A 24,567-nucleotide genomic window follows, 5' to 3' on the forward strand; every position below is an offset into this window, starting at 1 on the left:
CATGCCCGCCCTGCTGCCCACGCTAGCCCTTATTATTTTGCTCATGACCGGTTGCAACAATGCCACTGACAGCGCCGAAAGGATGCCGCCTCAGCCTATTAGCGGCGATGACATCTGCCATGTATGCGGTATGTTTATCACCGAATTCGAAGGCCCCAAAGGTCAGGCATTTATGCAAAGCCACAGTGACGCGAGTAAGTTCTGCTCCACGCTGGAGATGTTCGTTTTCCTCCAGCAGCCCGAAAATCAGACCCAGCTGCGCCACGCCTATGTACATGATGTCGGCGTGACACCCTGGGAAGCACCTAAAGACGATGCCTTTATCCCTGCAGCAGACGCTTGGTATGTGGTCGGCCATGATCGGCGCGGCAGCATGGGCCACACCCTTGCGCCGTTCTCCAGCCATGAGCATGCCGAGCAGTTCGTCGTAGTTCATGGTGGCGAGATAATCACCTATGACGATATCGACCTGGAATTGCTCGCCCGGCTCGGGCGCCACGAAGGGAGCGGCCATGCCGCCCACTCAATGGCACAATAAAAGTGAGGAGTGAGGAGTGAGGAGTGAGGAGTGAGGAGTGAGGAGTGAGGAGTGAGGAGTGAGGAGTGAGGAGTGAGGAGTGAGGAGTGAAGCAGAAAGTAGCCGCAATTCAGGCTAGCCAGGAAAGCGGGCTGTGATGTATGGCAGCCCCCACCATGTAGGCAAATATGGCAACCGCCACTAACGCAGCAACAGCACGTGCCCTTGGCGTTGCACCGCGCTTAATCGCAATGGTGCCAATACCGATATAGGCCAGCAGCGCCAGTAGCTTGGCGCCAAGCCAAGGAAGCTGCCAGGGCCATACGGAAAGCAATACCATCAAAGTCACCCCCAGCCCCAACAGAGCCGTATCAATAAGATGAGGCACTACCTTGACCCAACGGGCGTTGAGTCGCGGGCTTTCCTGCACCGACCACCAGGCGCGCACTATGAAGAGCGTGATGCTCAGCGCAGCGGCCGTCATGTGCAGGTGCTTGATGAGGAAATAGTGCTCCATGGTAACCGTCCCTAGGCGACGTTAACCGCATTGCCGTGATGATCGAAGGCAAGATAGGCGGTGATATTACCCATTTGCAGCGACTCCATCATACGCTGGAGCTGCCGTTCAACCTCAGCGTCATCTTTTGGGTCGTCCATGGCAGCTGTGAACACTAGATCCCATTCGATCTCGGTACGGCGTGACTCCTCAACCAACGCAGCCATGCTGGTCAATTCCTCCGTCGACTTATCTACGCATACCACAGGCACCAACACACCCCCTTCACCCTGTTCGAAGCAACGACGCTGGTCAGCATCAGGGAAATCGGGCAGCTCTGCGCGAACGAACACAAACAGCAGGCGCTGGGGCTTAGGTTGTTTACGCGCTTCCTGCATTAAATCGGCAAATGTCGCTATGGTCATAAAATGGGCCTTATCGCTAGTGGTTTAGAATCAGAAGGTGAGAGAGTAGGTAAGAATGAACAGGTGAGACTCATAGGCGGCGTTACTCGGGTGACTCTACGAAAAGCCACAGCAGCAGCATTACCATAAACAGAGGGATCAACAGGCTAAGTGGCGCCGCGCGCCAACCATAGGCTTGGACTACCAGAGGCGCCATCCGCAAGGAAAACCCTACCCCCGCCGCTAAAGCCAGAAAAAGGGCGACACAAAGACTCACCCAACGACCAGGCATCCAGCCTTTGGCGTGGGCGATGCCGGTGGTAATCACCGCACCTCCCAGTCCAAGTCCAGCCCCCACTAACAAAAACTCCCACGGCCGACTAGCCATCCCAAACCCGCCCAGCGCCAACGCTAGCCCCAGTAATAGCCATTGCATCAAGCGGCAGGTGTCTCCCCGCCTGGCGATATACCAAGCAGGCCAAGCCAACAGCACACCGCTACTCAACGGTACCAGCACATAGAGGGGTTGTTTTGCGAGCAGGGCATAAAGTGTCCAGCCAGCCACTGCTAAAGCGCTTGCCAGCGGCATCAGCAGCATGGCTACTAGCAACTGATAACCATTTACAGGCTGTTTTGATGTCTCCAACGTGGGAGGCGGCACAAATGATGGCATGGCGTTTCCCAGCGAGGGTATAAAGACATCGGAAGACATGTAAGAATTGTCTGTAAATACTGGGCGTAGGTCAAAAAACATCGGAGGTAGGTCGGCTAACCCCAAAGGAATAGCCCTCGTATCGAAATGCAGACAGTGCCACACTCCCTTACCTCTTCCGCGCTATCGGAAATGCCATGAAATTACTTCAGCGCTCCCTGGTTGCTCGCATCATTGCGTCCTTACTTGCCATTAGCGGGATGGCACTCATCAGCATCACCCTGACCATGGCAATGTCTAACAGCAGCCGTGGCGATGCTGCCGCGATTAATGTCGCTGGCTCACTACGCATGAATGCCTATCAAATCATGGGGGCATTGCAACGCCTGGAGTATGCTCCAGAGGAGACAAGCGCAGAACAGCTCGAAGGACTGATTTCGAGCTTCGATCAACGTTTGTATGGCACAACGCTTCAACAAACGATTCCCATTGATGATCGTCACGAGCGCCGCCGTCAACTGGAAAAACTTCAGATCTACTGGCAGCACACGCTTCGTCCGGCACTAGAGGCACCGTCCCCAGCCACTGCGCTTGACCTCGATACGCTAGAAATGATGATCGTGGCGATGGTCAATGACATTGAAGTGCTGGTGACCTATTTGGAAGAGAGCACGGAGGCCAAGGTGCGGCTACTGGGGATGATGCAAGTACTCTTTCTGGTACTGATCGCTATAGTGGTCTCGATCGCCCTCTACGATGTTCGCTTCAATCTGGTAGTCCCTTTGCGTCAACTGATGGTTCTTGCCCGCGAGGCGGCACAGCGTAACTTCAAGCCACGCTCCGAACTCCGCGGCAGCGACGAGTTGGCTTTGTTGGGCCATACCTTTAATAAGATGTCTGCGGAGCTGGCAACAAGCTACGCCGCATTGGAAGACAAGGTGTCGCGCAAGAAGCAGGAGCTTGAGCGCAGTAATCAGGCGCTGCGGGTAATGCACGATGCCAGCCGCTCGCTGTATGGGGGCGGTAATGATCTCTGCTCTAGCGCAGCCCCTATGTTACGCGAACTGGAAAAGCTGCTGGATATCGGGCCAATACGGCTTTCTCTCAACGATCCTTTCGACCAACGGGAAATGCCGGTTTTAGAAACCCACTCGCGTACCCGACCAGAGTATTGCCGTGACCAGGAGTGTCACGCTTGCCTGATCGATCCTCGCCCCTTGGAGATGTTGTCCAATAACCAGTCACAGTGCTTACTGCTACCGATTAGCGTAGGCGATACACTGCTAGGCACCCTGGAAGTGTGGTATCCCCAGGAGCGCCTCAACGATAGCACCCGTCGGCTGCTCACCATGTTAGCCGACCAGCTCGCCACGGCGGTGTACCTGCAGCGACGTATCGAGGAGCAGCAGCACGTTACGCTGATCAACGAGCGAACCATCATTGCGCGGGAACTTCACGATTCTCTAGCCCAATCGCTCTCTTATCTCAAAATGCAGGTCGCTCGACTCGAACGCATGCAACAAAAAGAAGCCACCCGAGAGATGCAGTCTGCGGTATTCGACGAGCTGCGTACCGGCCTAAACAGCGCCTATCGTCAGCTACGTGAGCTGCTCACTACCTTCCGGCTCAAACTAGAGGGGCCGGGGCTGCAATTTGCCTTACGCCAGACCGTCGATGAGTTTAGCCAGCGCATGGAGGTAACGGTCGAGCTTGAGTACGATGTGCCGCCTTACCTACTTAACCCCAATGAAGAAATTCACGTGCTGCAAATCATTCGCGAGGCGCTGGCCAATACCCACAAGCACGCCCAAGCCCACTGGGCTGGAGTCACTGTGCGCTTCGCCGATGCTCGCCTGCTAGTGCGTATTGAGGATGACGGCATAGGCCTGGAAGACGATAGCTCGCCACCTATGCACTACGGTTTGGTGATCATACGCGACCGAACCACTACCCTGAACGGGGAGCTAAGTATCACCAATCGTCCCACAGGGGGGGCCAGCATTGAGATAGTCTTCACCCCGTTGACCGCTCGCTTAATTCAGCAGCAGCCTGTGACGGCTGCCTCCGACTCTCACTTAGGTACAGGGACTTCTTAATGACGCTGACCAACGCCAACGATACACCCGCCAGCCTGATGATTATTGATGACCACCCGCTACTCCGGCGTGGCGTCGCTCAGCTGCTTGAGCTAGAGGACGATCTTGAACTGGTTGGCGAGACGGGCGACCCTGAAGAAGGCATTGCACTGGCCCTCAAACTTGAGCCTGACCTGGTTTTACTGGATTTAAACATGCCGGGCGTCAATGGCTTAGAAGCCTTGCGCCGCCTACGGGAAGCCAACTATAGCGGCCGTGTGGTGATGTTCACTGTTTCCGACCATGAGGATGATGTTGTCGCCGCACTGCGCAACGGTGCTGACGGTTACCTGTTAAAGGATATGGAGCCTGAAGACATGGTTCGCCAACTGCGTCAGGCTGCTTTGGGGCGCATGGTCATCAGCGAAAGCCTGACCGCCCTACTCGCTGAAGCCCTGCGTAATCAGCGCAATGCGCCCACCACCCCGGATATTCATAGCCTAACGCAGCGTGAACGCGAAATTCTGCAACAGCTTGCTGGCGGACTCTCCAACAAGCTCATCGCACGCAAGCTGGATATTACCGAAGGCACGGTCAAGGTTCACGTCAAGCATCTGCTCAAAAAGCTTAACTTACGCTCGCGTGTCGAAGCCGCCGTCTGGGCAGTCCAGGAAGGTATCGATCACTAATCGATTCTGTGTGGTTACCTCTAAAGACTCCCAGAATACTTTTGCTCTGACTCGCCTTTACCTCCTCTCGATTTTTTCTGTTTAAAATCAATGAATCCAGGCTTTTCAGCGACTACCTCTCAAGAGGTATGTCGCTGTTTTTCATGCTATTTCCACCTATTCCCCAATTTCTTCCCCCAGCGTATCTTGCTTTCTAACTGCTAGATGCAGACAGGTTTGATGCCAAGGGGAAATCGCCATGAGCAAGAGAAATGCCGACATTGAGAAATGGAATGTCGAAGACGCCCAATTCTGGGAACAGGAAGGCAAGCACATTGCCAACCGCAATCTATGGATATCCATCCCCAGCCTGCTGATGGGCTTTGCTGTCTGGATGATGTGGGGAATGATTACCACCCAGATGCAGAACCTGGGTTTTTCGTTCACGGTTAACCAGCTATTTTCACTGACGGCGCTTGCCGGTCTAGCAGGTGCCACCCTGCGCATCCCAGCATCGTTCATGATCCGCATCGCTGGCGGGAGGAACACCATCTTCCTGACCACCGCGCTATTGATGATCCCCGCAGCCGGCACTGGTATCGCCTTGATGAACCCAGGCACGCCGTTCTGGGTATTCCAGGCATTGGCGCTACTTTCAGGTATCGGTGGCGGTAACTTCGCTTGTTCAATGAGCAACATTTCCACTTTTTATCCCAGCAAGCAGCAAGGTTACGCCCTGGGCATGAATGCAGGCCTGGGTAATTTCGGCGTCACGACCATGCAAATTGTCATCCCGCTGGTAATGACCGTCGGCATTTTCGGCGCTATAGCCGGTTCGCCGATGGAATTGCAAAGCGCTAGCGGTACGCTGATCGGCAGGATCGAAGCAGGTACCGATACCTGGATCCAGAATGCTGGCTTTATCTGGCTTGTATTCCTGGTTCCATTAGCGTTCGCCGGTTGGTTCGGTATGAACAATCTTCGCACTATTACGCCCAACCCTGGTTCGCCGCTGGCGGCTTTCAGCAAAATATTAGGCCTCTACGGCGTCGGCATGGTAACTGCCATCGTCGGCATGCTGGCTCTCAGCTGGCTTAATATGTGGATTGCCCTACCGCTAACCATTGTTCTGACTCTGGTGCTGTTGCGCCTGATTCCTGGCGACATCAAGCCTAATATCCAGAAGCAGTTCGCGATATTTTCCAATAAGCACACTTGGTCAATGACCATCCTCTACATTCTGACCTTCGGCTCCTTTATCGGCTTCTCTGCAGCCCTGCCGCTCTCCATCAACGTCATCTTCGGCAACATGATGGAAGCCACTGCCGATGGCACGCTAATTCGCGTGGCCAACCCAGAGGCGCCCAGCGCTTTAACCTGGGCCTGGATAGGCCCCTTCGTGGGCGCCCTGATCCGTCCGCTGGGCGGATGGATCTCCGACAAAGTGGGTGGCTCCATCGTCACCCAAATAATCTCTGCGGTCATGGTGGTCGCCTCTATCGCCACCGGCTACGTGATGATGCAGGCCTATAACGCCACCTATCCAAATCAATTCTTCTGGCTGTTCCTGCTGCTATTCATCGTGTTATTCGCCGCCAGTGGTATCGGCAACGGCTCTACCTTCCGCAGCATCGGGGTGATTTTCGACCAGCAGCAGAAAGGCCCGGTACTTGGCTGGACCTCAGCCGTCGCTGCCTATGGCGCCTTTATCGCCCCGCGGGTAATGGGCGAGCAAATCCAGGCCGGCACACCGGAGCTTGCCATGTACGGCTTTGCGGTCTTCTACGCCATCTGCCTGGTCATCAACTGGTGGTTCTACCTACGCAAAGGTGCCTACGTTAAGAACCCCTAAATAGGGCTTGCGTCTTTACGCCCGGAGCCAAGCTCCGGGTCTTCACCCCCTACCCCAATGCGGGAGGACACCATGAAAATCATGATCGCCTATGACGGTTCGCGAAACGCCAAGCTGGCACTCGCTCAGGTCGTCAATATGTTCCGCTGTAACCAACCCCTGCTGGTACTGGTTGGCGTGGTGGAGAACCCACTCGACGCTACCGATAACAACGAGGTGCTTTTTCAGCAGGAGCACGATGAGGTTAAACAACACCTTCAAGAGGGTGTGGCATTCGCCCTCGGCGAGGGCTTCCAGGCCGAGCAGCTTCTCGCCGAGGGGGATGCACGCAAGATGCTGCTTCAGGCCACTCGCAAACTCTCGCCAGACTTACTGGTGATTGCCCGCCATAGCCATCAGCCGGACGGCGGCATTATCGCCAAGTCGTTGACTTATTTCGTCGATGAACTCGACTACATGACTTTCGGCAGCGTCAGCTCGTTCCTGGCCCGGCGCGCCGAGTGTCCTTTGTTGATCCTACCCAGCCCTTGAGCAGCCTCTACACCTCCTTTGGTACAGCCCACCTTTGGGACACAGGACGATACGACCATGAAAGTTTCCGCTGTATTCAAGTTTCGCAGCCCCGAAATTCGGGCCTTGCACCTGACATGGATTGCCTTCTTTATTACCTTTTACGTGTGGTTCAACATGGCGCCGCTCGCGTCGAGCATGCTCAAGAGCGTCGACTGGCTGACCACGGATGATCTCAAGCTGTTCGCCATTTGCAACGTGGCCTTGACCATTCCCGCCCGCATCATCGTTGGCATGGCACTGGATCGGTTCGGCCCGCGACGGGTGTTCTCGGTGCTCATGGTCACTATGGCGCTACCGGCGTTGGCGTTTGCTTTCGGTAACAACATGACGCAGCTGCTGGTGGCGCGCTTAGTGCTGAGTTCGATTGGCGCCAGCTTCGTGGTCGGTATCCACATGACGGCGCTGTGGTTCAAGCCGAAAGACATCGGCTTCGCTGAAGGCTTCTACGCTGGCTGGGGTAACTTCGGCTCTGCCGTCGCGGCCATGTCGCTGCCAACCATCGCCTTGAGTATGTACGGCGGCCCCGATGGCTGGCGCTGGGCAATCGCCCAGAGTGCTATCGTGATGGCCGCTTACGGTGTTTACTACTGGTTCGCGATTACCGATGGCCCGGATGCTCAGGCCCACCGCAAGCCACGCAAGACCGCCGCCATGGAAGTGAGCTCCTGGGGCGACATGATCAAGCTGATCATCTGGACTATCCCGCTGGTCGGCGTACTCGCCATCCTGGTCTGGCGTATCCAGTATATGGGCTATTTATCAATCACCGGGGCGGTCATCGCCTATCTAGTCATTGTGGCGATCGTTATTTATCAGATCGTACAGATCCTGCGGGTCAACCTGCCAATCCTGCGTAAGGGGGTACCCGAAGATGATAAATACTCGTTCAACAGTGTGGCGGCGCTTAACAGCACCTATTTTGCCAACTTCGGCGCTGAACTCGCAGTGGTATCGATGCTGCCCATGTTCTTTGAGGAGACCTGGGGCCTGAATGCCGCTACGGCAGGCCTGATCGCTGCGTCATTCGCGTTCGTCAATCTGGTGGCGCGCCCCATGGGCGGCATGGTTTCCGACCGCATGGGTAACCGGCGCTTTGTGATGCTGTGCTACATGTTTGGGATTAGCGTTGGGTTCTTGCTAATGGCCATGCTCAATTCGAGTTGGCCACTCATTCTGGCCATTGCGGTGACCATCGGCACCTCGATTTTCGTGCAAGGGGCCGAGGGGGCAACCTTCGGTATCATTCCCTCCATCAAGCGCCGCATCACTGGTCAAATCTCGGGCATGGCCGGTGCCTACGGTAATGTTGGCGCGGTGGTTTACCTCACCATCTTTACGTTTGTCACACCGTCGCAGTTCTTCTACATCATCGCGACCGGCGCCTTCATCAGTTGGGTTATCTGCCTAGTGTGGCTCAAGGAGCCAGAAGGCGCTTTCGATGACGAGTACTACGTCTCTTCAGTCGATAGAGACATCGAAGAACAGGCTCTTCAGAACGCCAAGCACTGAACGGTCGGAACATCTGTAGCATCACGGCACTGTTCGCGTCGATTGGATCCGGACAGTGCCTCTAGAGTAAAAAGAGCGCCCCCAGAGCGCTCTTAATCAGGATCCGTGATGTCCTCAATCCAGGTTAAGGCCGCCACAGCAGTCGGAAATCCGGTGGTAGGAATCGCTAACATGGCTACTTGTTTAAGTTCCTCGGCACTCACTCCCTCCTCCAAGGCACGACGCACATGGGAGTGAACGGCCCCTTCGGAGCGTGCCCCTATGGCCAGCGAGAGTTTTATCAAGCGTCGGCTACGCTCATCAAGCGGCCCAGCTTCAGCACAGGCTTTGCCCAAAGCGGCATAAGCTTCCCATATCTCAGGATACTGGTTTGCGACATCTCCAGCTCCAGAAGGCAAATCATGCTTTGTCATAGTGCAATACCTTAACGATAAATTGAAGTTCACAGTATAGAAGTACAGCAACTAAATGCCACATACCACACTTAAGAGCTAAACACAGCAATCGAACCAAGCATTATTAATGAGGACATTCGATGTATATTGGCTATATCCAACTTCTTAAGCTCTGCATTAAGTGGACTTATGCCAACCCGGAAATGGCGTCTCTTCCTGCAAATGACGCAACTCAGGTTGATGAGCTTCAGCGATTTGCGTTACCCGATTCACGCCCTCTTCCAATAAATGCACTTCTATTTGGCGGCGATCCTCACGCCCTTGCCGCCGCACAACCAATGATAGCTGCTCACAGCGATCAACTAGCGCCACCACCCCATGATGTTTTGATTGAAGCCGTTCCGCTAGCTCCCCCACCGTCGCCCAGTCTCTTCCATGGAAACCACGAAGATGTAGCAATAGTTGATACTGCAATGGCGTCAGCCCATAGCGGCGACAGATATCTTCACTATGGCGAAGAAAGCAACGCAACCGGTAACGAAATTGCGACAGCCGCTCAAAGTCGCTTTTATCAAGTGTCTGAGGGTTATTCATTTTTCCAATTCTCTTTACCACATACTCGGCTATTGCTGACTCGCCAATTTAGAGCGCTTTAAAAAAATACAATATCACACCATGATACAAATAACCATTGAGATTACACCTGCAGGGGGGATCTGAAATGAGAGCACTCACTTTTCTCAAATTACCATTCAACCATCGTGAAGGCTGGAAAGAGCTACAGGCTTCCTCCCCCTCCATTCCTTTACTAGCGTGGCTGGTGGTTTTACCCATGTCGCTCTTGCCGCCAGTAATGCTCTATTATGCGGGCACCCATTACGGCGATGCATTTATGGCAGGCTTTGCTGACCGAGAGTGGCGTTTTATCACGACAATTGTTTTCCTAGCAGAGATATTGAGTTTTTTCGTTATTGGCTGGGTAATCTACGCTGTAGTCAATGGAACTGAAGAGCTATCTATCAGCTATCAAGATGCCTATTTACTTGCCACACTTGCACCACTACCGTTATTCGTCGCTTCATTGGCACTATTGGTACCCAGCTTACTTTTCAACGTAGTGGTTATACTTAGCGGGCTGGGCATCTCTTGCAGCTTGATTTACCACGGCTTACAAGCACTCTGTACCCATCAAGAATTTGATGTTGCTACGATCTCAGCCACTTACACAATCATGGCTGCCAGTGCTCTGGGGTGGGGTATTTTGTTTGCTGTTATCTGGGCTTATTAAGCCATGAATATTAGGCGCACTGGCACCAACCCATTCATCGTCAAGCCCAATGATGACGCGTGAAGCAAACGGTCTAACGTTGAGAAGTGGGTAATGTGTGCGCCAGGCAGGGCGATGAGCAAAATTCACGATCACTCGCGTCTTCCTCTTCGAGCGCTGATAGCACCAGCTCTTTGATTACTGGAAGGTGGGAATCTTCAATTTCACGAGCGGCGGTTAGTAGGGTAACTCGCCCCGCTCGTGCGAATCTCATTAAAGGCAGTAGCTTATCAGGACATGCCTTCAGCTCACGCATATAGCGCTTACGAAAGAGTGATTTACTGATTTTTTGCTGTCGATACTGACGGCATAATTGAGATGCAGGCGCTATCTCCGGGTACCACTCATTCAGCGCCAGTAAACTGGGAGACAACCCGCTAGGACATAACCGATCAACCAACACCCGAGTGCCGTCGTGATCCTCTATCGGCGCATATATACGCTTTAGCATGATTTCATACGACATCGTTTATATATCTCCGCCAGCGCGCACATGGCTTCAGCGAGTAAATCTATATAGGTATTAACATAGCAGCAAACTGAGCGAGGTTAATTAATAGCACAGCAGGTTAGGCGCATGCATCACCGTGCGACGGCGGCATCGCTTCCGTTGCGGTGGAGAACAACAATAAATTACCATCCGAAACTAGAGCTTTTTCACTTTTAAAATCAATCAGATCCCCCTATCCATGTCATAAGCATCACGTCAAAAAAGGTGTTTTGACGGCAGTGGAATTTCTAACATCAATATTCAGTATACATTAGCATCCACCTTAAGCCCTGATGACAAATGCCATAGGCTAAGCATCTCATCGGCCATCGCTTGAACGTAGCTTTTTAGCTGCGCGTCATCTGTTAGGGTACGCAAAGATTGAATGGATGGGTTACGCAAATTTAAATCCTGGGGAATGTAGGCATAACCAGGCCATAGGTGATTTCGACTGGCCATTGCCCCCTCTTTGTCCAATAACTGACACAGCGGCTTATACTCTGTTGATTCGTTAGAGCATTTAATTCCAAGATAGATACTGTTTATTTCTGCTTCAGCAGCGATAAAAGCATTTTGCAGATGAGGCAGCTTATAATACAAGCCAACGGTCTCGCGATTGGGTGATCTACGCTTATAAGACTGCATAAATACTCGACACTGCTCTTGAACGTTGCCACACGTTGAATGCTGGCTATCCAGTTGCTGATCCATCTCAGCACTAATCCCGCTGATCGTCTCCCTGACTTCTATCCAAATTTTCGCTTGTAAACGAATCAGCGCTTCATCAAACGCCAGACGAATGTCATGCGCTGCAAGCAGGTTGTCTCCCTCAAGCAAGGTGTCAGCCAACGTATCCAGGTGGTGGGTGTCCATGTCTTGTCCCGTTAACTGTGTGATCAGGTCGTGATACTGAACGATGCTTTCGCGTAAAGAAGGATGCAGTACGGATTTTTCTACGCATTTGGCCAACCAGGGCCGCAAGCACTCTGCGTAGGCGGCTGTTTGATAAGTGCCTGGCATATCGGAACTAGTACCAAGCTGCTCCAGGTGCCCTAAGCTGTGTGATGCTGGAGGGCGCCCGTCCAATGAAAGGAATACCACGTGCACCTCTCGGTAGCCTTGGGCACGCAGTGATTGATAATACGTGACCAACTGGTTTTCCTGATCAGCGGCAAATAGCTTGTTTTCAATCAGAATGGCTTGACGCTTGGTGTTGGTAACCAGAATATCAATTCGCTGCTGCTCGGTAACGACACGCACACCTTTTAAGGAGAAATCCGGGATGCGTAGCTGGTCGATAAAACACTTAAGTAGCTCTACGCCTAACTCATGCGTTTGAGGGTTTAGCAAAGCGGCAATAAAACGCGAGTGTAAGCGAACTTCATCCGTTGGTTTATGCAATACGGTGAATACGTTAAAACGCGGAGTGCTCACATAGTGACGCTGAAGAAGCGCAGCCAAGTGCAGCAGGTCTTCAGCTTTTTTCGTTGAACTCATGCACAATGATCCTTGCTGTGGCAATATCATGACCACGCTCTCAGGCGCGACCCAGCCCATAGTCCCAGCGCTGCCCTTCAAGCCAGGCCGCTACAATATCCGGCACAATGCTATCCGCCTCTTTATGAATAATGCGATAGCTGTAGGGTCTATCCGCCACATCGAAGTGAGGGTTTACGATCAGCTTTTCCGCCCTATATCTCCCCTTTTTGGGCAGCTTCGCTGCTGGGTCAACCTGCAGCGAAGTTCCGATTACCAGCACCTTGGCTGCCGTCTTAAAATGCCGACCAGTCTCTGAGTAATGCATAATCTGCTCCCCAAACCAGACCACATGTGGCCGTAATTCATGCCCATCAGGGCAGGTGTCACCTAAATACTGTGGGCTGATGCCGATATCCGATACCAGCGCATGCTGACCGCAACATCTCACCTTTCTAAGCTCTCCGTGCAAATGAATGACATCACGAGACCCAGCGCGCTCATGCAAGTCATCAACATTTTGGGTAATTACGACAACTTCGTACTTTTGCTCAAGCCGTGCGATAGCAAGATGAGCCGGGGTAGGTTGTGCCTTGCCAGCACACTCTCGGCGCCAGTTGTAATACTCTATCACTTCTTTCCGACGCCTATTCCAGGCATGGGGTGAAGCCAATTGCTCGTGCTGCCCAACCGACCTTAAATCGCTGTCACGAAACGCCTCTAGGCCACTACTGACACTAATACCGGCGCCGGTAAACACAACGATTTTGTTTGGGTTTATAGCAGGTTTCATACGGGCTCCTTACTGCAGCGGCTACTGCCAAGCATCGTTCTCAATCACTAGCCTAACCGCGCCATGCGACATTTAATGTCGCACAAACCCACTATTATTTGGTCGCCTAGCCCACACCTGGATGACGCTAACTAATGCACCCTTTGCGAACCAAATCACTTACAGCAAACTTCGCTACCTGGATATCCCGCTTTGCCCGACGCATTTGGGCCAGCGAACCTTCACCTGCGGATAACAGCGTCTCCCTCGATTTATCCTCTGTCGTTGGCTATCACATGGTTGTGCGGCTTCTACCCTGGCAATCGGACGCACCATTTTCGTGGATCAGTGAGGCAGAAGGTGCACAGCTAGCGACGGGTGCGTTTTTGGAGCCACCGGGCATTAGCTGGGAGGTGCTTATGGAAACCCATGGAGAGACACTTACGCAGGGTATGCCTGACACGCTTATTCAGGTTATTAATGCGGTGCCTTTTTTAGGCATTGAATTAGCGCAGGTTGCTGGCCGATTAGACGCTGCCCTCGACATGGCAGTGTCATCGCCACTACTGCTAATACTGCTGGTAGAAAAGGGGGCACAAGAAAGGTGGTCAGCGGACACCTTCGGGGCATTACTTCACCACAAGCAATCAACGCTATGTGCAGTTGCAGGTTTACCCGCAACGCGATCAAGCGCCAAGTTGCTGCGTCGCTGCCAGCTTGGCCCGGTGATTCGGCGCGAGCTCTTTCCGCTTAAAAGGGCGTTAAATAATCCCGATAACAGCGAGTTTTTGCGTCATCAACCTTATGTTCACGCCAAGCACCTTATCTTTTTAGCCAATTATGAGGGCGCACGTTGGCCGGGATTGCTTACGCTTATCAACGAGGCGCTAACCCCTGCTCCCCATTACCGTGGTAGTGCTTGGCTTAAAGCGATGCTGGTGGATACCCAACGCATGTTAGCTACAAGGACTGAAGCCCTTTACCCCGTATACTCATTGGCGGCCTTTCAGGCCCTGCACGACCAGTTAGTGAATGTTTTTAATGCCCACGCAACCGCGGACAATCTTCAAAGTAGCGCCACTGAACTGCACCAACACCATGGCCCCTACCCTACGCCGCCCTTGCCTAATACAACGTCAATCACCGCCATCACCTCTTGGCAGGATTTACTCTTGGAGGGAGAGCGCATGCGGCACTGCGTGGGCAGTTACAGCAGCGCCGTCGCCAACGGACAAGTCGCTATCTATCACCTGCAGCAACCTGAGCCAGTAACCGTTGCCATCACGCCCCAAGGCCAGCGTTGGAAGCTAAGCGAGGCACGCGGGGTACGTAACGCGCCCCCATCACCGGAAGCACATTACTTCATTAACGTTTGGTTAACAGAGCAGTCATAGGTATACCTCGTATTTATGCGACCTATGTTGTCGCACCCCTAACGTAGCTTATGACACCTCACCCTTGAGGAAAGGCATGCTATGGATACGTTGGTACGTTCATCTTCAGCAACGGCGGATGCACAGCAAGAGTTGGCGAAGTGGCAGGCGGATCGCGCCTATTGGGCAGAAACACTGCCTGTTATGGAGTTGCTCAGTGAATTTTTAATCTTGACCCCTGTTTTGCAGGAACAAATAGCCACGGCAAGCACGGATGGCCGGCATCTCTATTTTTGTCCCTGTTATAGCGCCAGTCTCTCCGATGAATCTCGGCGCTTTTTACATGCCCACCTAATTTGGCATTGCGTGGCAGGCCATTTAACCGCTCCTCTAGTAGCTAACCGGCATCGTTGGCACCTAGCGTGCGACCATGAAGTCAACGCCCTGCTATTGGCTCTCGGCTTACCCCTGCCTTTGAATGCACTACTATTTCCCGTATGCGTTGGCCGCGGCGCTTTGGAGGTGTATCGATGGCTTGAAGGACACCCAAACACGTCAATTGAAATGCCTCTCGACATTCACCCTGCCGCACTATGGGGGCACCTCCCCCACGCCACCCCAAACCAACGCATGACTGGACTTTGGCGACGCCGAGCTCATTTGATTGCTCGGGAACCCGATGCGCTACCCGAGAGAGTCGCTAAGTTTTGTGAGGCACGATAAACTTAGTGTTTTCATTCCTATAGCCAGGATTAGCGTCACTATGTCTGATACGCGCGATACACTTTTTCGCTACTTGACGCTTCTGCAACTCATTCCCCGTTATCCTAAGAAAATGTCGACTCCTATCTTGAAAGAAAAACTCGCTGAACGCGGGTTTAATATTGATACTCGGTCGTTACAGCGGGATTTGAGCCAAAAACTCTCGACGCAGTTTCCCATCGGGTGTGATGATAGCCAGAAGCCCTATCAGTGGTATTTCGATCGCGACTTTCAGTGTCAGCTGCCCGCACTGGATGTGCCTAGCGCGCTGACGCTGGTACTTGCCGAAGAGTATTTAAAAGGATTACTACCCCCTGTCGTCGTTGGGCAGTTATCACCTCACTTCAAAGATGCCAGGCGGCTGCTGGATGAGATGAGTTCTAACGGCTTGAGCCAATGGGCACGGAAAGTTCGCGCCATTCCCAATGGCAAAGCGCTTATCCCCGCGGCACTTAATGAAATGACGTGGCAAATCGTCTCTCAAGCCCTGCTAGAGCAGAAACCGGTGGATGTCGTGTACTTGTCTCGCACGTCCAAAACGAAAAAGCACTTCACCCTTCATCCTCAAGGGCTAGTCAGCCGACACAGCGTGACCTATTTACTTGCGACAGTGGACGACTATGACGATATTCGTCAGTTCGCCATGCACCGCATTGAAACAGCCGCTCTAAGTAAAGCGACCTGGCGACCTTTGCACGGCTTTGACTTAGACAATTACATAGCAGGTGGAGCGTTCGGCTATTTGCAAGGCAAAGCCCCCGTCACACTTGTCGCCTATGTAGCGCCACAAGTTGCGTGGCTACTCAGTGAGACCCCACTGTCTGAAACTCAGCGGCTGACACCCCTGTCCGACAGCAACTGGCAACAACTAGAAGCCGAGGTGCCCGATGACCAACAAACGCTGTGGTGGCTGATGGCCATGGGCGCCAATATCAACTTACGGGCTCCTGCGGCGTGGCGAGAAACGCTAAAAGCGAATGCAGAGCAGGTACTCGCGCATTACCAAAGCACACTGGTCGCGCAAGAAACCTATTAAAGTCTTGTTCATGGAAGCCAACATATTGAAAAGGAGATAACGGTGCTCTGTTTTGCTTATGGCTCGAATATGTCTACCCAGCGCTTAGCTGCAAGGATCCCAGCGCGCTTTGTGACCACCGCCCTTCTGCCTGCGTATCGCCTAGCCTTTCATCAGCAAGGCGGTGACGGCTCTGGCAAATGCGATATTGTAACGGCATCTGAGCAGTCGGCTGTCTACGGCGTCGTCTGGGAAGTGGCTTCGCACCATAAGGTGACGTTGGATCGTTATGAAGGGCTCAACGCTGCTTACGATGAAACTTGGCTGACGGTAACCGACCTGGTTGGTGACGGGCAGTTTGAAGTACAGGCGTATGTTGGCAAGCTCACCGCTACTGGCATACAGCCCTATACATGGTACAAGCACCATGTGTTAGCAGGCGCACGAGAACACGGATTACCCACAGCTTATGTCCGTGCATTAGAACAAATTGATGCCCAAATTGACCCAGACACCGAACGCCACGCACGCGAAATGGTGCTACATGGACTCGATGTACCGTTAGTGCGGGGAGCATAATGGGCAATGATGAGCGTTTAATCGCATTTTACCGCGGGGAAGGCCACGATCATAAAGGTCGTCGACTCGAAGACATCTGGGAACTCCCCTCTTTCTGGCTGGAACACACCCACGACTATATTCAGTGGCTGTTTCCTATTCCTGAAATGGGCCGCTTTAACGCCTTTGCTCCTCTGCTCACACTCGATGTGCAAGCGGTGTTTGCGAAAGATGCGTTATTACGCCAACACCAGCAGCGCTCGCTGGACGTGATGCTGGACTTTTTTGGACTGGAACGCGAAGACCACACCATCACAGCACAGCCCGACCTCTCGATCCAAACGCACATTTGGTTGAAAGCGGGTGGCCATAATCATCTGCGCATTACGCGTATGATCCGTTCGTTAGCGTTGTGCCATGCGCCAGAGCTTGCTCGGGCTTTTCAGCAAGCCGTCATAGATATTGGTACTCAGCAGGGCATAGTGTCAGAAACGTCGGTGCAGTTTTGGCGAGATGCGATTTAAGCAGCGTCAACTGAACGATATCGTTGGAGGCATCAAGACGGGATCCGTCTAGAGTAGTTCTGATTAACGCGATGAGCGCAGCTTACCAGAGGCCTCCTGAAACTCTCACAAACAAAAACGGCCACTGTAGCAATTAGCTAAGTGACCGTTTTATATATTCTTGGTCGGAGCGACAGGATTCGAACCTGCGACCTTTGCAACCCCATTGCAACGCGCTACCAAGCTGCGCCACGCTCCGCTGTCTTTATTGGCCGCTACATCTTTGCCTCAATACGGTGCGTATACTAGCGGTTTCTTGGATAAATGAAAAGCCCTTATAGCGCTTTCTTTTCAAGTATTTGTCACACACCGCTATAAATCTCATCAGCCTTTATGGCTTGCATTGATCAGCCTCAAGCAACAGATAGGCCATGGCGTCATATACACCGGGGGCCGTTACGATTAAATGGTCTGGATAAAGGTCTTCTGGTACCGCTGGGGGCACAGGGTATAAGTGCCCGACTCGCGCGCCGGCTTCCCGAGCAATAACCCAGCCTGCAACAAAATCCCAGGGCGAAACACTTTCGTAGTACGCATCCAGGCGACCGCAGGCTACATCGCATAAATCGAGCGCTGCTGCGCCATTACGACGTACGTCTTGGCACTCAAACAGCACGGCTTCCAAGCGCTTCAAAAGTTGCTTACGCTCCTCTTTACGATAGGGAAAACCTGTCCCCACCAAGGTGTGAGCCAGTGAGTCAGCACTACTAGGCTGTATGGGTTTGCCGTTGCAAAAAGCACCAGCACCTTCGGCAGCGCTAAAGGTCTCGCCTAAAAACGGTGCATGCACAACGCCCACTTTGGCGACGCCCTCTTCCATCCAGCCAATGGAAACCGCTACGTGGCGCAGTCCCTGGGCAAAATTCACCGTGCCATCAATCGGATCCACCACCCACAACTTTGGCGCCGCTTCATGCAAAGCGCTTTCTGGGGCGAGCTCTTCACTCAGCCGCGCTTCACCTGGAAAGTGCTCCTCCAGGCGCTGACTAATAAGCTTGTCCACGGCCACATCTACATCGGTGACCAGCTCATTGTCTTTTTTTAAGCGCTGGGCAAAGTCCTGCTGCTCCCGCGCCTTAATGATCATCTGCCCGGCTTCTTCGGCAATAGCGATAGTAATTTCAAGACGTGCGGCTAGCGTGTGGTCGCTCATTGAATCTCCCTTTTGAACGCGATGATGCTGTGAGCCTCTACCATAAGCCGCCGAGATGTAATTTTCGAGTCAAACCGACTTTCGCTTGCAACAGCTAGCGTAATACGTCCACCAGCACATCCACCACGATGCGCGTGGCGGCTTCAATTAGCACCACATCGGCACCAACACGCTCCCATTCATAGCCTGGGTAATGAGGCAATTGAGATGCTAACTGGCCGTCAAAACGCTTGGCGATACCCGGGGGTAAGGGTTTGCCACGCTCAAGGTTACGCTGAATACCTGGCGGCAACGTTTCGGCTCGCGGTGCGTCATGCCGGCGCAGCAGTTGGCGTAGCTCACGTTCATTAATGCGTGGTAAATCAACCCGCTCATCACGGGAGTAACTAGGGCGGTTAGATTCATGCTGCTGGCGCTGGCCCTTATCACGGGAACCGTGGGCCGGGGCATGATCAGGCTGGGCAAAGGCAGTGCTATTGAGTAGCAGCGCGCCAAGCGCACTCATGGCAATCAGTTTGATGGGCGTCACTATAAGCTCCTCGCTTAATGTCAGAGCTTACAGTGTAGCGATCAAATGAGTAGGGATTATGGAAATCAAAAAAGGGCCCGAAGGCCCCTCTGACTTAAGTAGGAATTAACGGCAGCTTGCAGGTAAAAAACGGGGCGGTATAGCTAAAGCGCCTATTCCAGAGCGGCAATTCCACTCGATAGAGCCACTGTTATCCTCATTAGGTGTAGTAGGTTCAAACACTAGTTGCGATCCTGCTATATCACTAACTACATCAGTTTCTTTCATTGTTACTACTATCCCCCCTTCCTGCCCACTACCAAGCGCCTGAATATTAACACTCTGTACATAGTTACCCTGAATTTGGTCGCTTTCTGAAAGCCCTGCGTCTCCATTGTTAGCGGGCCAAGTGCCTGTAGTTATGAACTGCTCAGAGACAGCTGTCTTGGCTGCAGAAGCGAGAGAAATAGCCTCACTCACCTGAGCTCTGCCTACATAATTTTGGTACTGGGGTACAGCAAGAGAAGCCAACACACCAATAATCGCCACGACGATCATCAGCTCAATCAGCGTGAAACCGCCTTGCTTGGTGCTCTGTGCATTAGGTTGTGCAGCATTCTGCATGAAGGCATCTCCGGTGGGGGTAGGGTCAGCCTTTTCAAGGATCTGAAATCCTTAAAAAGAATTAGAAACAGTAGGGGTTACACTAGCTTACGTGACCTGTTTTTACAACACACTCTATTAACGTTATCGGCTTACTCGACGGCTACTTTAACTATAGTGCCAGGATTAGCCATTTAATGCCTATAAACGCTAGTTTATGGTACAAGTAACACGCCTACACTGATGTAAAACAGGTTTTTTGATGAGCCAGCCCCCCTTCGAGTCGACTTTAAGCCACGCCGCTGCGCGTGGTGGCTTGCGCGGTATCGCCCAGCGCTTGGTTAAGCACGGCTTGCTGACAGACGCTCAAGCCGCCACGGCGGAAAGCACCGCGTCGGACTTGGAAATATCGTTACTTCAGCATGTAATAGAAAGCGGCCTGGTCGAACCTAACAAAGCCACACTGGCAGCTGGCTGGGAGTATGGGCTTCCAGTCATAAACCTGGAGGCAGTGCGGCTCTCGTCACTACCCCCCGCTTCGGACTATCCCATCAAAGTACTGCAGAGCCTTAACGTTCTGCCATTAGCGCGTCACGGCCATCGCCTGACTGTCGCAGTGCCTTACCCCGCCACTTTGACGCAACTAGATGAATTGCAGTTTGCGACCGGCCTTAGCGTTGAAGGCATCCTCGCTCCCGTTGATCAAATCACGGTCGCGCTCAACAGTTACCTTGCGCAAAACGAGCGAGGCATGCTTGATCAGTTGGATGAATTGGATGATGCGGTTAATTCGCTGAGCGTTGTGCAAAATAACGATGGCAATGAAGTTCCGCTGGAAGAATCTTCTCAAAATAGTGAAGACGCGCCCATTGTTAAGTTTGTAAACAAAATTCTGTTAGACGCGATTCGCAGAGGCGCCTCTGATATCCATTTTGAGCCCTACGAAACGCTTTACCGGGTACGCTTTCGCATTGATGGAATGCTCATAGAAGTGGCACGGCCGCCCTTTGCCATGCGCAATCGTATCGCGGCCCGGCTAAAAATCATGGCGCGCCTTGATATCTCGGAACGTCGCTTACCCCAAGATGGCTCGATCAAGCTCAAGCTTTCCCGCACACGCTCCCTCGATTTCCGTGTTAACTCACTGCCTACCGTCTATGGCGAAAAGTTGGTGCTGCGGATATTAGATCCTACCGCAGTGCAGCTAGGTATTGAGCAACTGGGCTTTACCGACGACCAACGGGGCCATTATGAGCACGCATTAAAACAACCCCAAGGTATGATTCTCGTCACCGGCCCTACCGGCAGTGGTAAAACCGTTTCGCTGTATACCGGCATTAATATTCTTAATAAAGTGGAACGTAATATCTGTACCGCCGAAGACCCGGTTGAAATCAAAGTCGCGGGTATCAATCAGGTAAACGTATTGCCTAAGATCGGCCTCGATTTTGCCAGTGCGCTAAGGGCGTTTCTACGCCAAGACCCGGACGTCGTCATGGTAGGCGAGATTCGTGATCTGGAAACCGCCGAAATTGCCGTTAAAGCCGCCCAGACAGGCCACTTGGTACTCTCCACGGTGCATACCAACTCGGCAGCTGAAACACTGACTCGTCTGGCTAATATGGGTGTCTCTTCGTTTAACATCGCCAGCGCCGTTAGTTTGATTATTGCTCAGCGCCTGGCTCGCAAACTATGCACACACTGCAAAGAGCCCATTGATATTCCCCACGAGGCGCTGCGCAAAGAAGGCTTTAGCAGCGAAGAAATCCATCAGGCAACTATCTACAAACCGGTAGGTTGCAAGCACTGTACCCACGGTTATAAAGGTCGAATTGGCATTTATGAGGTAGTGCCGATTACCGAAGCGATGCGTCAACTGATTATGCGTGATGCCAACGCCTTAGATATTGATCAACAGGTGCGCAAGGAGGGCTATCCAAGCCTTCACCGCAGTGGATTACTGAAAGTCATGCAGGGCATTACCAGCCTGGAAGAGATTAACCGTGTGAGCAAGGAGTAAGGCATGGCTAAAACGGCACGTCGACGCCAAACGCCCGCCATCAAGCTAGCGCGCTGGAAATGGAGCGGTAAAGGCCCCCAGGATAGAACGCTAAGCGGTGAGATGATTGGCCGCAGTAAAGCAGAAGTAGCCGCTGAGCTGACCAAGCAAAACATCGTTATCGGCCGGATTAGTAAAAAAGGCAACCTAGGCGGCAGCGGCCGAATTAATCCCAACGACATCATGGTCTTTGCACGCCAAATGGCCACCATGATTCGCGCCGGCATTCCCTTGCTACAGGCACTTCAGGTGGTGGCCGAGAGCCTCAAAAAGCCTGCCATGGTTGCCTTGATTCAACATCTGATGAGTGATGTATCGTCGGGCTCCAGCTTCTCTGATGCATTGAGCCGTCACCCTAAACACTTTGATCGGCTGTTTGTTAACCTGGTCAGCGCTGGCGAGCAGTCTGGTGCGCTGGATCAAATGCTCGATCGTATTGCGACTTACAAAGAGAAGGTTGAGTCGCTAAAGGCGCGGGTTAAGAAAGCACTCTGGTACCCCACCGCCGTCATGACGATTGGCATTGCGGTGACCATGTTGCTGTTGATTAAAGTGGTGCCTGAATTTGAAAGCATGTTCCATAGCTTTGGTGCAGAGCTTCCCGCACTGACCCAGTTGACCGTGAATTTATCCGAGCTTGCCCAGCGGTATTGGCTAGCGGCGCTCGGCGCGGTGATTGCTGCCGTCCTACTACTCAGAATAAGCATTCAGCGCTCGCCTAATGTCGCCTACCGCATGCACGCTTTGCTGCTTCGGTTACCGGTCATTGGCGATATTATGCATAAATCCGCCATCGCCCGCTTTTCGCGTACCTTAGCGACTACCTTTGCCTCCGGCGTACCGCTCGTTGAAGGCCTAGATACCGCCGCGGGTGCCACCGGCAATAAAGTGTACGAACGGGCGGTGGTACAAACGCGCCAGGACGTAGCCACCGGGCAACAGCTACACTTCGCCATGCGAATGACCAACCGTTTCCCCCCCTTGGCGATTCAAATGGTCAGTATCGGTGAAGAGGCGGGGTCGCTGGATGCCATGCTCAATCGCGTCGCCGATTACTACGAAGAAGAAGTCGACAATAAGGTCGATGCCCTCACCTCGCTGATGGAGCCGGTTATTATTGTCGTACTTGGCGTGCTCGTCGGCGGTGTGGTTGTCTCTATGTACTTACCCATCTTCGACTTGGGCTCTGCCCTCTAATCGTCAAATGCTTAAACAACGCTAATTTCAAGAAGCCTAAGGAGCTCCATGCATCACCCTCCGTTTACTCTGTGGTTAATCGTTTTATTGATGGGACTATGCCTGGGCAGTTTTCTCAATGTGGTGATTACGCGTCTGCCGGTGATGCTGATGCGTGGCTGGCGTAATGAAGCCCGCGAAGCACTTGAGCTTAGCGCCGAGCACTCACCGCGCTTTAACTTAGCCACACCCGGCTCCATGTGCCCACGCTGTGAAGCCCCTATTGCATGGCACGACAACCTTCCGCTGATCGGCTGGATAAAGCGCCGTGGACGCTGTGCTGTGTGCCAAACGCCTATTAGCATTCAATACCCACTGGTAGAAATAGCCGGTGGCTTGCTGGCCATAGCAGTGCTAGCGCTCCACGGTCTTACGGTAGAGTCAATCTTCGTTTACGGTGCCTGCCTAATGCTGTTAGTGCTCGCCGTGATCGACTTTCGCACCCAGCTACTACCCGACGTCATCACCCTACCCTTGCTGTGGGCAGGGTTACTCTTTCAGCTCCTCTTCCAGCCACTTATGCTGCCGAGTGCCGTTATCGGCGCCATGGTAGGCTACCTTTCTCTGTGGAGCTTCTATTGGCTATTCAAACTGGTCACAGGCAAAGAGGGGATGGGCTATGGTGACTTTAAGCTTCTAGCAGCGCTAGGCGCCTGGCTGGGGTGGAGTTTTTTACCGCTGATTTTGATACTTTCCGCAGGGCTTGGGGCCATTGTTGGGCTAGTTGTCCAGGCCTACTCGCCTCGCCTTCGTGGCACACCGCTACCCTTTGGCCCTTTTCTCGCTCTCGCTGGCTGGGTGGGGTTGCTAGTCGGTGATGAAATAATGGCAATGTATCTCAACCTGCTTATGTAAAATTGAGCCATGCGAAACGTGGCCCTATAAACTTTAGCTATATGAGGCAGCAGATGATTATCGGATTAACGGGTGGCATCGGGTCAGGTAAATCGACCGTCGCTCGCGCTTTTGAAGCACTCGGCGCCGCCTGGGTCGATGCCGATGATGTTGCCAGGGAAATAGTCTTACCTAAGGAGCCGGCACTGCTAGCCATTCAAAGTCGCTTCGGTGATCAGGTCATGCACCAGGATGGCACGCTTAACCGCGCCGCCCTACGCGAGATTGTTTTTAATGATCCAGAACAACGCCAGTGGCTAGAATCTATCACACACCCCAAAATAAGGGAGCGGCTAGTGCAGCATTTAGAGCGGTTCAAAGCTCAGGGAGCGCCTTACGTGCTGCTTGTGTCACCGCTACTGTTTGAGACGGGTCAAGATGCGCTCGTGAACCGCACAGTGGTTGTCGATGTGCCCCAAGCGCTACAATTATCGAGAACCCTACAGCGTGATGGGGTGAGTGAAAGCCAGGTGCGTGCTATTCTCGCCGCCCAACTTTCCCGCGAACAACGGCTAGCCAAAGCAGATGACGTGATCGATAACAGCGGTGACCACGCCAGTATGAAGGAACAAGTGGCACGGCTGGATGAACGCTACCGTCAACAGCTTAGCTACTGAAATACCGCGCTTGTTAATGC

The 24,567-nt window shown here is 52.9% G+C and carries 27 protein-coding genes and 1 tRNA gene; 16 read left to right on the forward strand and 12 right to left on the reverse strand.

The window, feature by feature from the left end; all coding sequences use genetic code 11:
• Position 1: 1 nt before the first annotated feature.
• Entirely contained in the window at positions 2-538 is a 537-nt protein-coding gene (locus SR894_RS10865) for a nitrous oxide reductase accessory protein NosL (protein ID WP_244286573.1), read from the forward strand.
• 109 nt (positions 539-647) lie between these two features.
• On the opposite strand, the gene SR894_RS10870 is transcribed toward SR894_RS10865, so the two are convergent.
• From SR894_RS10870 to SR894_RS10880, 3 genes are all read right to left on the reverse strand, one after another.
• The gene (locus SR894_RS10870; protein WP_133732432.1) at positions 648-1,034 is read right to left on the reverse strand and encodes a SirB2 family protein; all 387 of its coding nucleotides are present in this window, start codon (positions 1,032-1,034) and stop codon (positions 648-650) included.
• 11 nt (positions 1,035-1,045) lie between these two features.
• Positions 1,046-1,438, reverse strand: a complete 393-nt coding sequence (locus SR894_RS10875; protein WP_133732431.1) for a ribonucleotide reductase subunit alpha — start codon at positions 1,436-1,438, stop codon at positions 1,046-1,048.
• A gap of 82 nt (positions 1,439-1,520) precedes the next feature.
• Positions 1,521-2,090 (reverse strand): hypothetical protein, encoded by a 570-nt coding sequence (locus SR894_RS10880; protein WP_244286572.1) that lies wholly within the window; start codon positions 2,088-2,090, stop codon positions 1,521-1,523.
• A gap of 176 nt (positions 2,091-2,266) precedes the next feature.
• Here SR894_RS10880 and SR894_RS10885 point away from each other — a divergent pair, with 176 nt between their 5' ends.
• The 5 genes from SR894_RS10885 (at position 2,267) to SR894_RS10905 (ending at position 8,746) form a co-directional block, all read left to right on the forward strand.
• Positions 2,267-4,165, forward strand: coding sequence for a type IV pili methyl-accepting chemotaxis transducer N-terminal domain-containing protein (locus SR894_RS10885; RefSeq protein ID WP_133732429.1), 1,899 nt, complete (start codon positions 2,267-2,269; stop codon positions 4,163-4,165).
• Complete coding sequence (gene narL / locus SR894_RS10890) at positions 4,165-4,833, forward strand: two-component system response regulator NarL (RefSeq protein ID WP_009286636.1); 669 nt, start codon at positions 4,165-4,167, stop codon at positions 4,831-4,833. The genes SR894_RS10885 and narL overlap by 1 nt, the downstream gene beginning before the upstream one ends.
• 238 nt (positions 4,834-5,071) lie before the next feature.
• Entirely contained in the window at positions 5,072-6,664 is a 1,593-nt protein-coding gene (locus SR894_RS10895) for an MFS transporter (RefSeq protein ID WP_133732428.1), read from the forward strand.
• Positions 6,665-6,736: 72 nt separating this feature from the next.
• Entirely contained in the window at positions 6,737-7,195 is a 459-nt protein-coding gene (locus SR894_RS10900; protein WP_133732427.1) for a universal stress protein, read from the forward strand.
• A gap of 57 nt (positions 7,196-7,252) precedes the next feature.
• Positions 7,253-8,746, forward strand: coding sequence for an MFS transporter (locus SR894_RS10905; protein WP_133732426.1), 1,494 nt, complete (start codon positions 7,253-7,255; stop codon positions 8,744-8,746).
• Between the two features lie 92 nt (positions 8,747-8,838).
• On the opposite strand, the gene SR894_RS10910 is transcribed toward SR894_RS10905, so the two are convergent.
• Complete coding sequence (locus SR894_RS10910; protein WP_039858439.1) at positions 8,839-9,159, reverse strand: carboxymuconolactone decarboxylase family protein; 321 nt, start codon at positions 9,157-9,159, stop codon at positions 8,839-8,841.
• A 159-nt stretch (positions 9,160-9,318) separates the two neighbouring features.
• Complete coding sequence (locus tag SR894_RS10915) at positions 9,319-9,735, reverse strand: MarR family winged helix-turn-helix transcriptional regulator (protein WP_039858438.1); 417 nt, start codon at positions 9,733-9,735, stop codon at positions 9,319-9,321.
• A gap of 127 nt (positions 9,736-9,862) precedes the next feature.
• On the opposite strand from SR894_RS10915, the gene SR894_RS10920 reads away from it, so the two are divergent.
• The gene (locus SR894_RS10920; RefSeq protein ID WP_062362550.1) at positions 9,863-10,429 is read left to right on the forward strand and encodes a YIP1 family protein; all 567 of its coding nucleotides are present in this window, start codon (positions 9,863-9,865) and stop codon (positions 10,427-10,429) included.
• 73 nt (positions 10,430-10,502) lie between these two features.
• On the opposite strand, the gene SR894_RS10925 is transcribed toward SR894_RS10920, so the two are convergent.
• The 3 genes from SR894_RS10925 to SR894_RS10935 form a co-directional block, all read right to left on the reverse strand.
• The gene (locus SR894_RS10925; protein WP_133732424.1) at positions 10,503-10,934 is read right to left on the reverse strand and encodes a DUF488 domain-containing protein; all 432 of its coding nucleotides are present in this window, start codon (positions 10,932-10,934) and stop codon (positions 10,503-10,505) included.
• A 285-nt stretch (positions 10,935-11,219) separates the two neighbouring features.
• A complete protein-coding gene (locus SR894_RS10930; protein WP_166650404.1) occupies positions 11,220-12,455 on the reverse strand; it encodes a PDDEXK-like family protein in 1,236 nt (411 codons plus the stop codon).
• 40 nt (positions 12,456-12,495) lie between these two features.
• Positions 12,496-13,227: an SIR2 family NAD-dependent protein deacylase gene (locus SR894_RS10935; protein ID WP_133732422.1), complete on the reverse strand. Its 732-nt coding sequence runs from the start codon at positions 13,225-13,227 to the stop codon at positions 12,496-12,498.
• 134 nt (positions 13,228-13,361) lie between these two features.
• Between SR894_RS10935 and SR894_RS10940 the strand changes: the two genes are divergently transcribed.
• From SR894_RS10940 to SR894_RS10960, 5 genes are all read left to right on the forward strand, one after another.
• Positions 13,362-14,600, forward strand: a complete 1,239-nt coding sequence (locus SR894_RS10940) for a PcfJ domain-containing protein (RefSeq protein ID WP_133732421.1) — start codon at positions 13,362-13,364, stop codon at positions 14,598-14,600.
• 81 nt (positions 14,601-14,681) lie between these two features.
• On the forward strand, positions 14,682-15,302 hold the full coding sequence (locus SR894_RS10945; protein WP_133732420.1) for a DUF2201 family putative metallopeptidase: 621 nt from the start codon (positions 14,682-14,684) through the stop codon (positions 15,300-15,302).
• Between the two features lie 40 nt (positions 15,303-15,342).
• The gene (locus SR894_RS10950; protein WP_133732419.1) at positions 15,343-16,377 is read left to right on the forward strand and encodes a helix-turn-helix transcriptional regulator; all 1,035 of its coding nucleotides are present in this window, start codon (positions 15,343-15,345) and stop codon (positions 16,375-16,377) included.
• A gap of 42 nt (positions 16,378-16,419) precedes the next feature.
• A complete protein-coding gene (locus SR894_RS10955; protein WP_133732418.1) occupies positions 16,420-16,935 on the forward strand; it encodes a gamma-glutamylcyclotransferase family protein in 516 nt (171 codons plus the stop codon).
• Entirely contained in the window at positions 16,935-17,438 is a 504-nt protein-coding gene (locus SR894_RS10960; RefSeq protein WP_133732417.1) for an opioid growth factor receptor-related protein, read from the forward strand. The genes SR894_RS10955 and SR894_RS10960 overlap by 1 nt, the downstream gene beginning before the upstream one ends.
• Before the next feature lie 161 nt (positions 17,439-17,599).
• On the opposite strand, the gene SR894_RS10965 is transcribed toward SR894_RS10960, so the two are convergent.
• The 4 genes from SR894_RS10965 to SR894_RS10980 all read right to left on the reverse strand — a co-directional run bounded on the left by SR894_RS10965 (position 17,600) and on the right by SR894_RS10980 (position 19,762).
• Positions 17,600-17,676, reverse strand: a tRNA-Pro gene (locus tag SR894_RS10965).
• A gap of 132 nt (positions 17,677-17,808) precedes the next feature.
• The gene (locus tag SR894_RS10970) at positions 17,809-18,630 is read right to left on the reverse strand and encodes an inositol monophosphatase family protein (protein WP_133732416.1); all 822 of its coding nucleotides are present in this window, start codon (positions 18,628-18,630) and stop codon (positions 17,809-17,811) included.
• A gap of 94 nt (positions 18,631-18,724) precedes the next feature.
• Positions 18,725-19,159 (reverse strand): anti-virulence regulator CigR family protein, encoded by a 435-nt coding sequence (locus SR894_RS10975; RefSeq protein WP_133732415.1) that lies wholly within the window; start codon positions 19,157-19,159, stop codon positions 18,725-18,727.
• A 105-nt stretch (positions 19,160-19,264) separates the two neighbouring features.
• Positions 19,265-19,762, reverse strand: coding sequence for a pilin (locus tag SR894_RS10980; RefSeq protein WP_133732414.1), 498 nt, complete (start codon positions 19,760-19,762; stop codon positions 19,265-19,267).
• A 241-nt stretch (positions 19,763-20,003) separates the two neighbouring features.
• On the opposite strand from SR894_RS10980, the gene pilB reads away from it, so the two are divergent.
• From pilB to coaE, 4 genes are read left to right on the forward strand one after another with little or no spacing between them, the layout of a single operon-like run.
• On the forward strand, positions 20,004-21,761 hold the full coding sequence (gene pilB, locus SR894_RS10985; RefSeq protein WP_223288144.1) for a type IV-A pilus assembly ATPase PilB: 1,758 nt from the start codon (positions 20,004-20,006) through the stop codon (positions 21,759-21,761).
• Positions 21,762-21,764: 3 nt separating this feature from the next.
• Positions 21,765-22,997 carry a type II secretion system F family protein gene (locus tag SR894_RS10990; RefSeq protein WP_223288145.1) on the forward strand — a complete coding sequence of 411 codons (1,233 nt, stop codon included), beginning with the start codon at positions 21,765-21,767 and terminating at the stop codon, positions 22,995-22,997.
• Positions 22,998-23,045: 48 nt separating this feature from the next.
• The gene (locus SR894_RS10995) at positions 23,046-23,891 is read left to right on the forward strand and encodes a prepilin peptidase (protein WP_223288146.1); all 846 of its coding nucleotides are present in this window, start codon (positions 23,046-23,048) and stop codon (positions 23,889-23,891) included.
• Positions 23,892-23,944: 53 nt separating this feature from the next.
• Positions 23,945-24,547: a dephospho-CoA kinase gene (coaE, locus tag SR894_RS11000; RefSeq protein ID WP_133732410.1), complete on the forward strand. Its 603-nt coding sequence runs from the start codon at positions 23,945-23,947 to the stop codon at positions 24,545-24,547.
• Positions 24,548-24,567 lie beyond the last annotated feature (20 nt).

The organism is Vreelandella neptunia (genome assembly GCF_034479615.1).
In the GTDB taxonomy this organism is placed as follows: domain Bacteria; phylum Pseudomonadota; class Gammaproteobacteria; order Pseudomonadales; family Halomonadaceae; genus Vreelandella; species Vreelandella neptunia.

Excerpts from the sequence above, each read along its gene's own strand:
- SR894_RS10925 (WP_133732424.1), bottom strand. The coding sequence starts at position 10,934 with ATGTCGTATGAAATCATGCTAAAGCGTATATATGCGCCGATAGAGGAT.
- SR894_RS10935 (WP_133732422.1), bottom strand. The coding sequence starts at position 13,227 with ATGAAACCTGCTATAAACCCAAACAAAATCGTTGTGTTTACCGGCGCC.
- SR894_RS10950 (WP_133732419.1), top strand. The coding sequence starts at position 15,343 with ATGTCTGATACGCGCGATACACTTTTTCGCTACTTGACGCTTCTGCAA.
- SR894_RS10915 (WP_039858438.1), bottom strand. The coding sequence starts at position 9,735 with ATGAATAACCCTCAGACACTTGATAAAAGCGACTTTGAGCGGCTGTCG.
- SR894_RS10920 (WP_062362550.1), top strand. The coding sequence starts at position 9,863 with ATGAGAGCACTCACTTTTCTCAAATTACCATTCAACCATCGTGAAGGC.
- SR894_RS10930 (WP_166650404.1), bottom strand. The coding sequence starts at position 12,455 with ATGAGTTCAACGAAAAAAGCTGAAGACCTGCTGCACTTGGCTGCGCTT.
- SR894_RS10980 (WP_133732414.1), bottom strand. The coding sequence starts at position 19,762 with ATGCAGAATGCTGCACAACCTAATGCACAGAGCACCAAGCAAGGCGGT.
- coaE (WP_133732410.1), top strand. The coding sequence starts at position 23,945 with ATGATTATCGGATTAACGGGTGGCATCGGGTCAGGTAAATCGACCGTC.
- narL (WP_009286636.1), top strand. The coding sequence starts at position 4,165 with ATGACGCTGACCAACGCCAACGATACACCCGCCAGCCTGATGATTATT.
- SR894_RS10995 (WP_223288146.1), top strand. The coding sequence starts at position 23,046 with ATGCATCACCCTCCGTTTACTCTGTGGTTAATCGTTTTATTGATGGGA.
- SR894_RS10900 (WP_133732427.1), top strand. The coding sequence starts at position 6,737 with ATGAAAATCATGATCGCCTATGACGGTTCGCGAAACGCCAAGCTGGCA.
- SR894_RS10875 (WP_133732431.1), bottom strand. The coding sequence starts at position 1,438 with ATGACCATAGCGACATTTGCCGATTTAATGCAGGAAGCGCGTAAACAA.
- SR894_RS10870 (WP_133732432.1), bottom strand. The coding sequence starts at position 1,034 with ATGGAGCACTATTTCCTCATCAAGCACCTGCACATGACGGCCGCTGCG.
- SR894_RS10970 (WP_133732416.1), bottom strand. The coding sequence starts at position 18,630 with ATGAGCGACCACACGCTAGCCGCACGTCTTGAAATTACTATCGCTATT.
- pilB (WP_223288144.1), top strand. The coding sequence starts at position 20,004 with ATGAGCCAGCCCCCCTTCGAGTCGACTTTAAGCCACGCCGCTGCGCGT.
- SR894_RS10905 (WP_133732426.1), top strand. The coding sequence starts at position 7,253 with ATGAAAGTTTCCGCTGTATTCAAGTTTCGCAGCCCCGAAATTCGGGCC.
- SR894_RS10990 (WP_223288145.1), top strand. The coding sequence starts at position 21,765 with ATGGCTAAAACGGCACGTCGACGCCAAACGCCCGCCATCAAGCTAGCG.
- SR894_RS10945 (WP_133732420.1), top strand. The coding sequence starts at position 14,682 with ATGGATACGTTGGTACGTTCATCTTCAGCAACGGCGGATGCACAGCAA.
- SR894_RS10940 (WP_133732421.1), top strand. The coding sequence starts at position 13,362 with ATGCACCCTTTGCGAACCAAATCACTTACAGCAAACTTCGCTACCTGG.
- SR894_RS10885 (WP_133732429.1), top strand. The coding sequence starts at position 2,267 with ATGAAATTACTTCAGCGCTCCCTGGTTGCTCGCATCATTGCGTCCTTA.
- SR894_RS10865 (WP_244286573.1), top strand. The coding sequence starts at position 2 with ATGCCCGCCCTGCTGCCCACGCTAGCCCTTATTATTTTGCTCATGACC.
- SR894_RS10895 (WP_133732428.1), top strand. The coding sequence starts at position 5,072 with ATGAGCAAGAGAAATGCCGACATTGAGAAATGGAATGTCGAAGACGCC.
- SR894_RS10910 (WP_039858439.1), bottom strand. The coding sequence starts at position 9,159 with ATGACAAAGCATGATTTGCCTTCTGGAGCTGGAGATGTCGCAAACCAG.
- SR894_RS10960 (WP_133732417.1), top strand. The coding sequence starts at position 16,935 with ATGGGCAATGATGAGCGTTTAATCGCATTTTACCGCGGGGAAGGCCAC.
- SR894_RS10880 (WP_244286572.1), bottom strand. The coding sequence starts at position 2,090 with ATGCCATCATTTGTGCCGCCTCCCACGTTGGAGACATCAAAACAGCCT.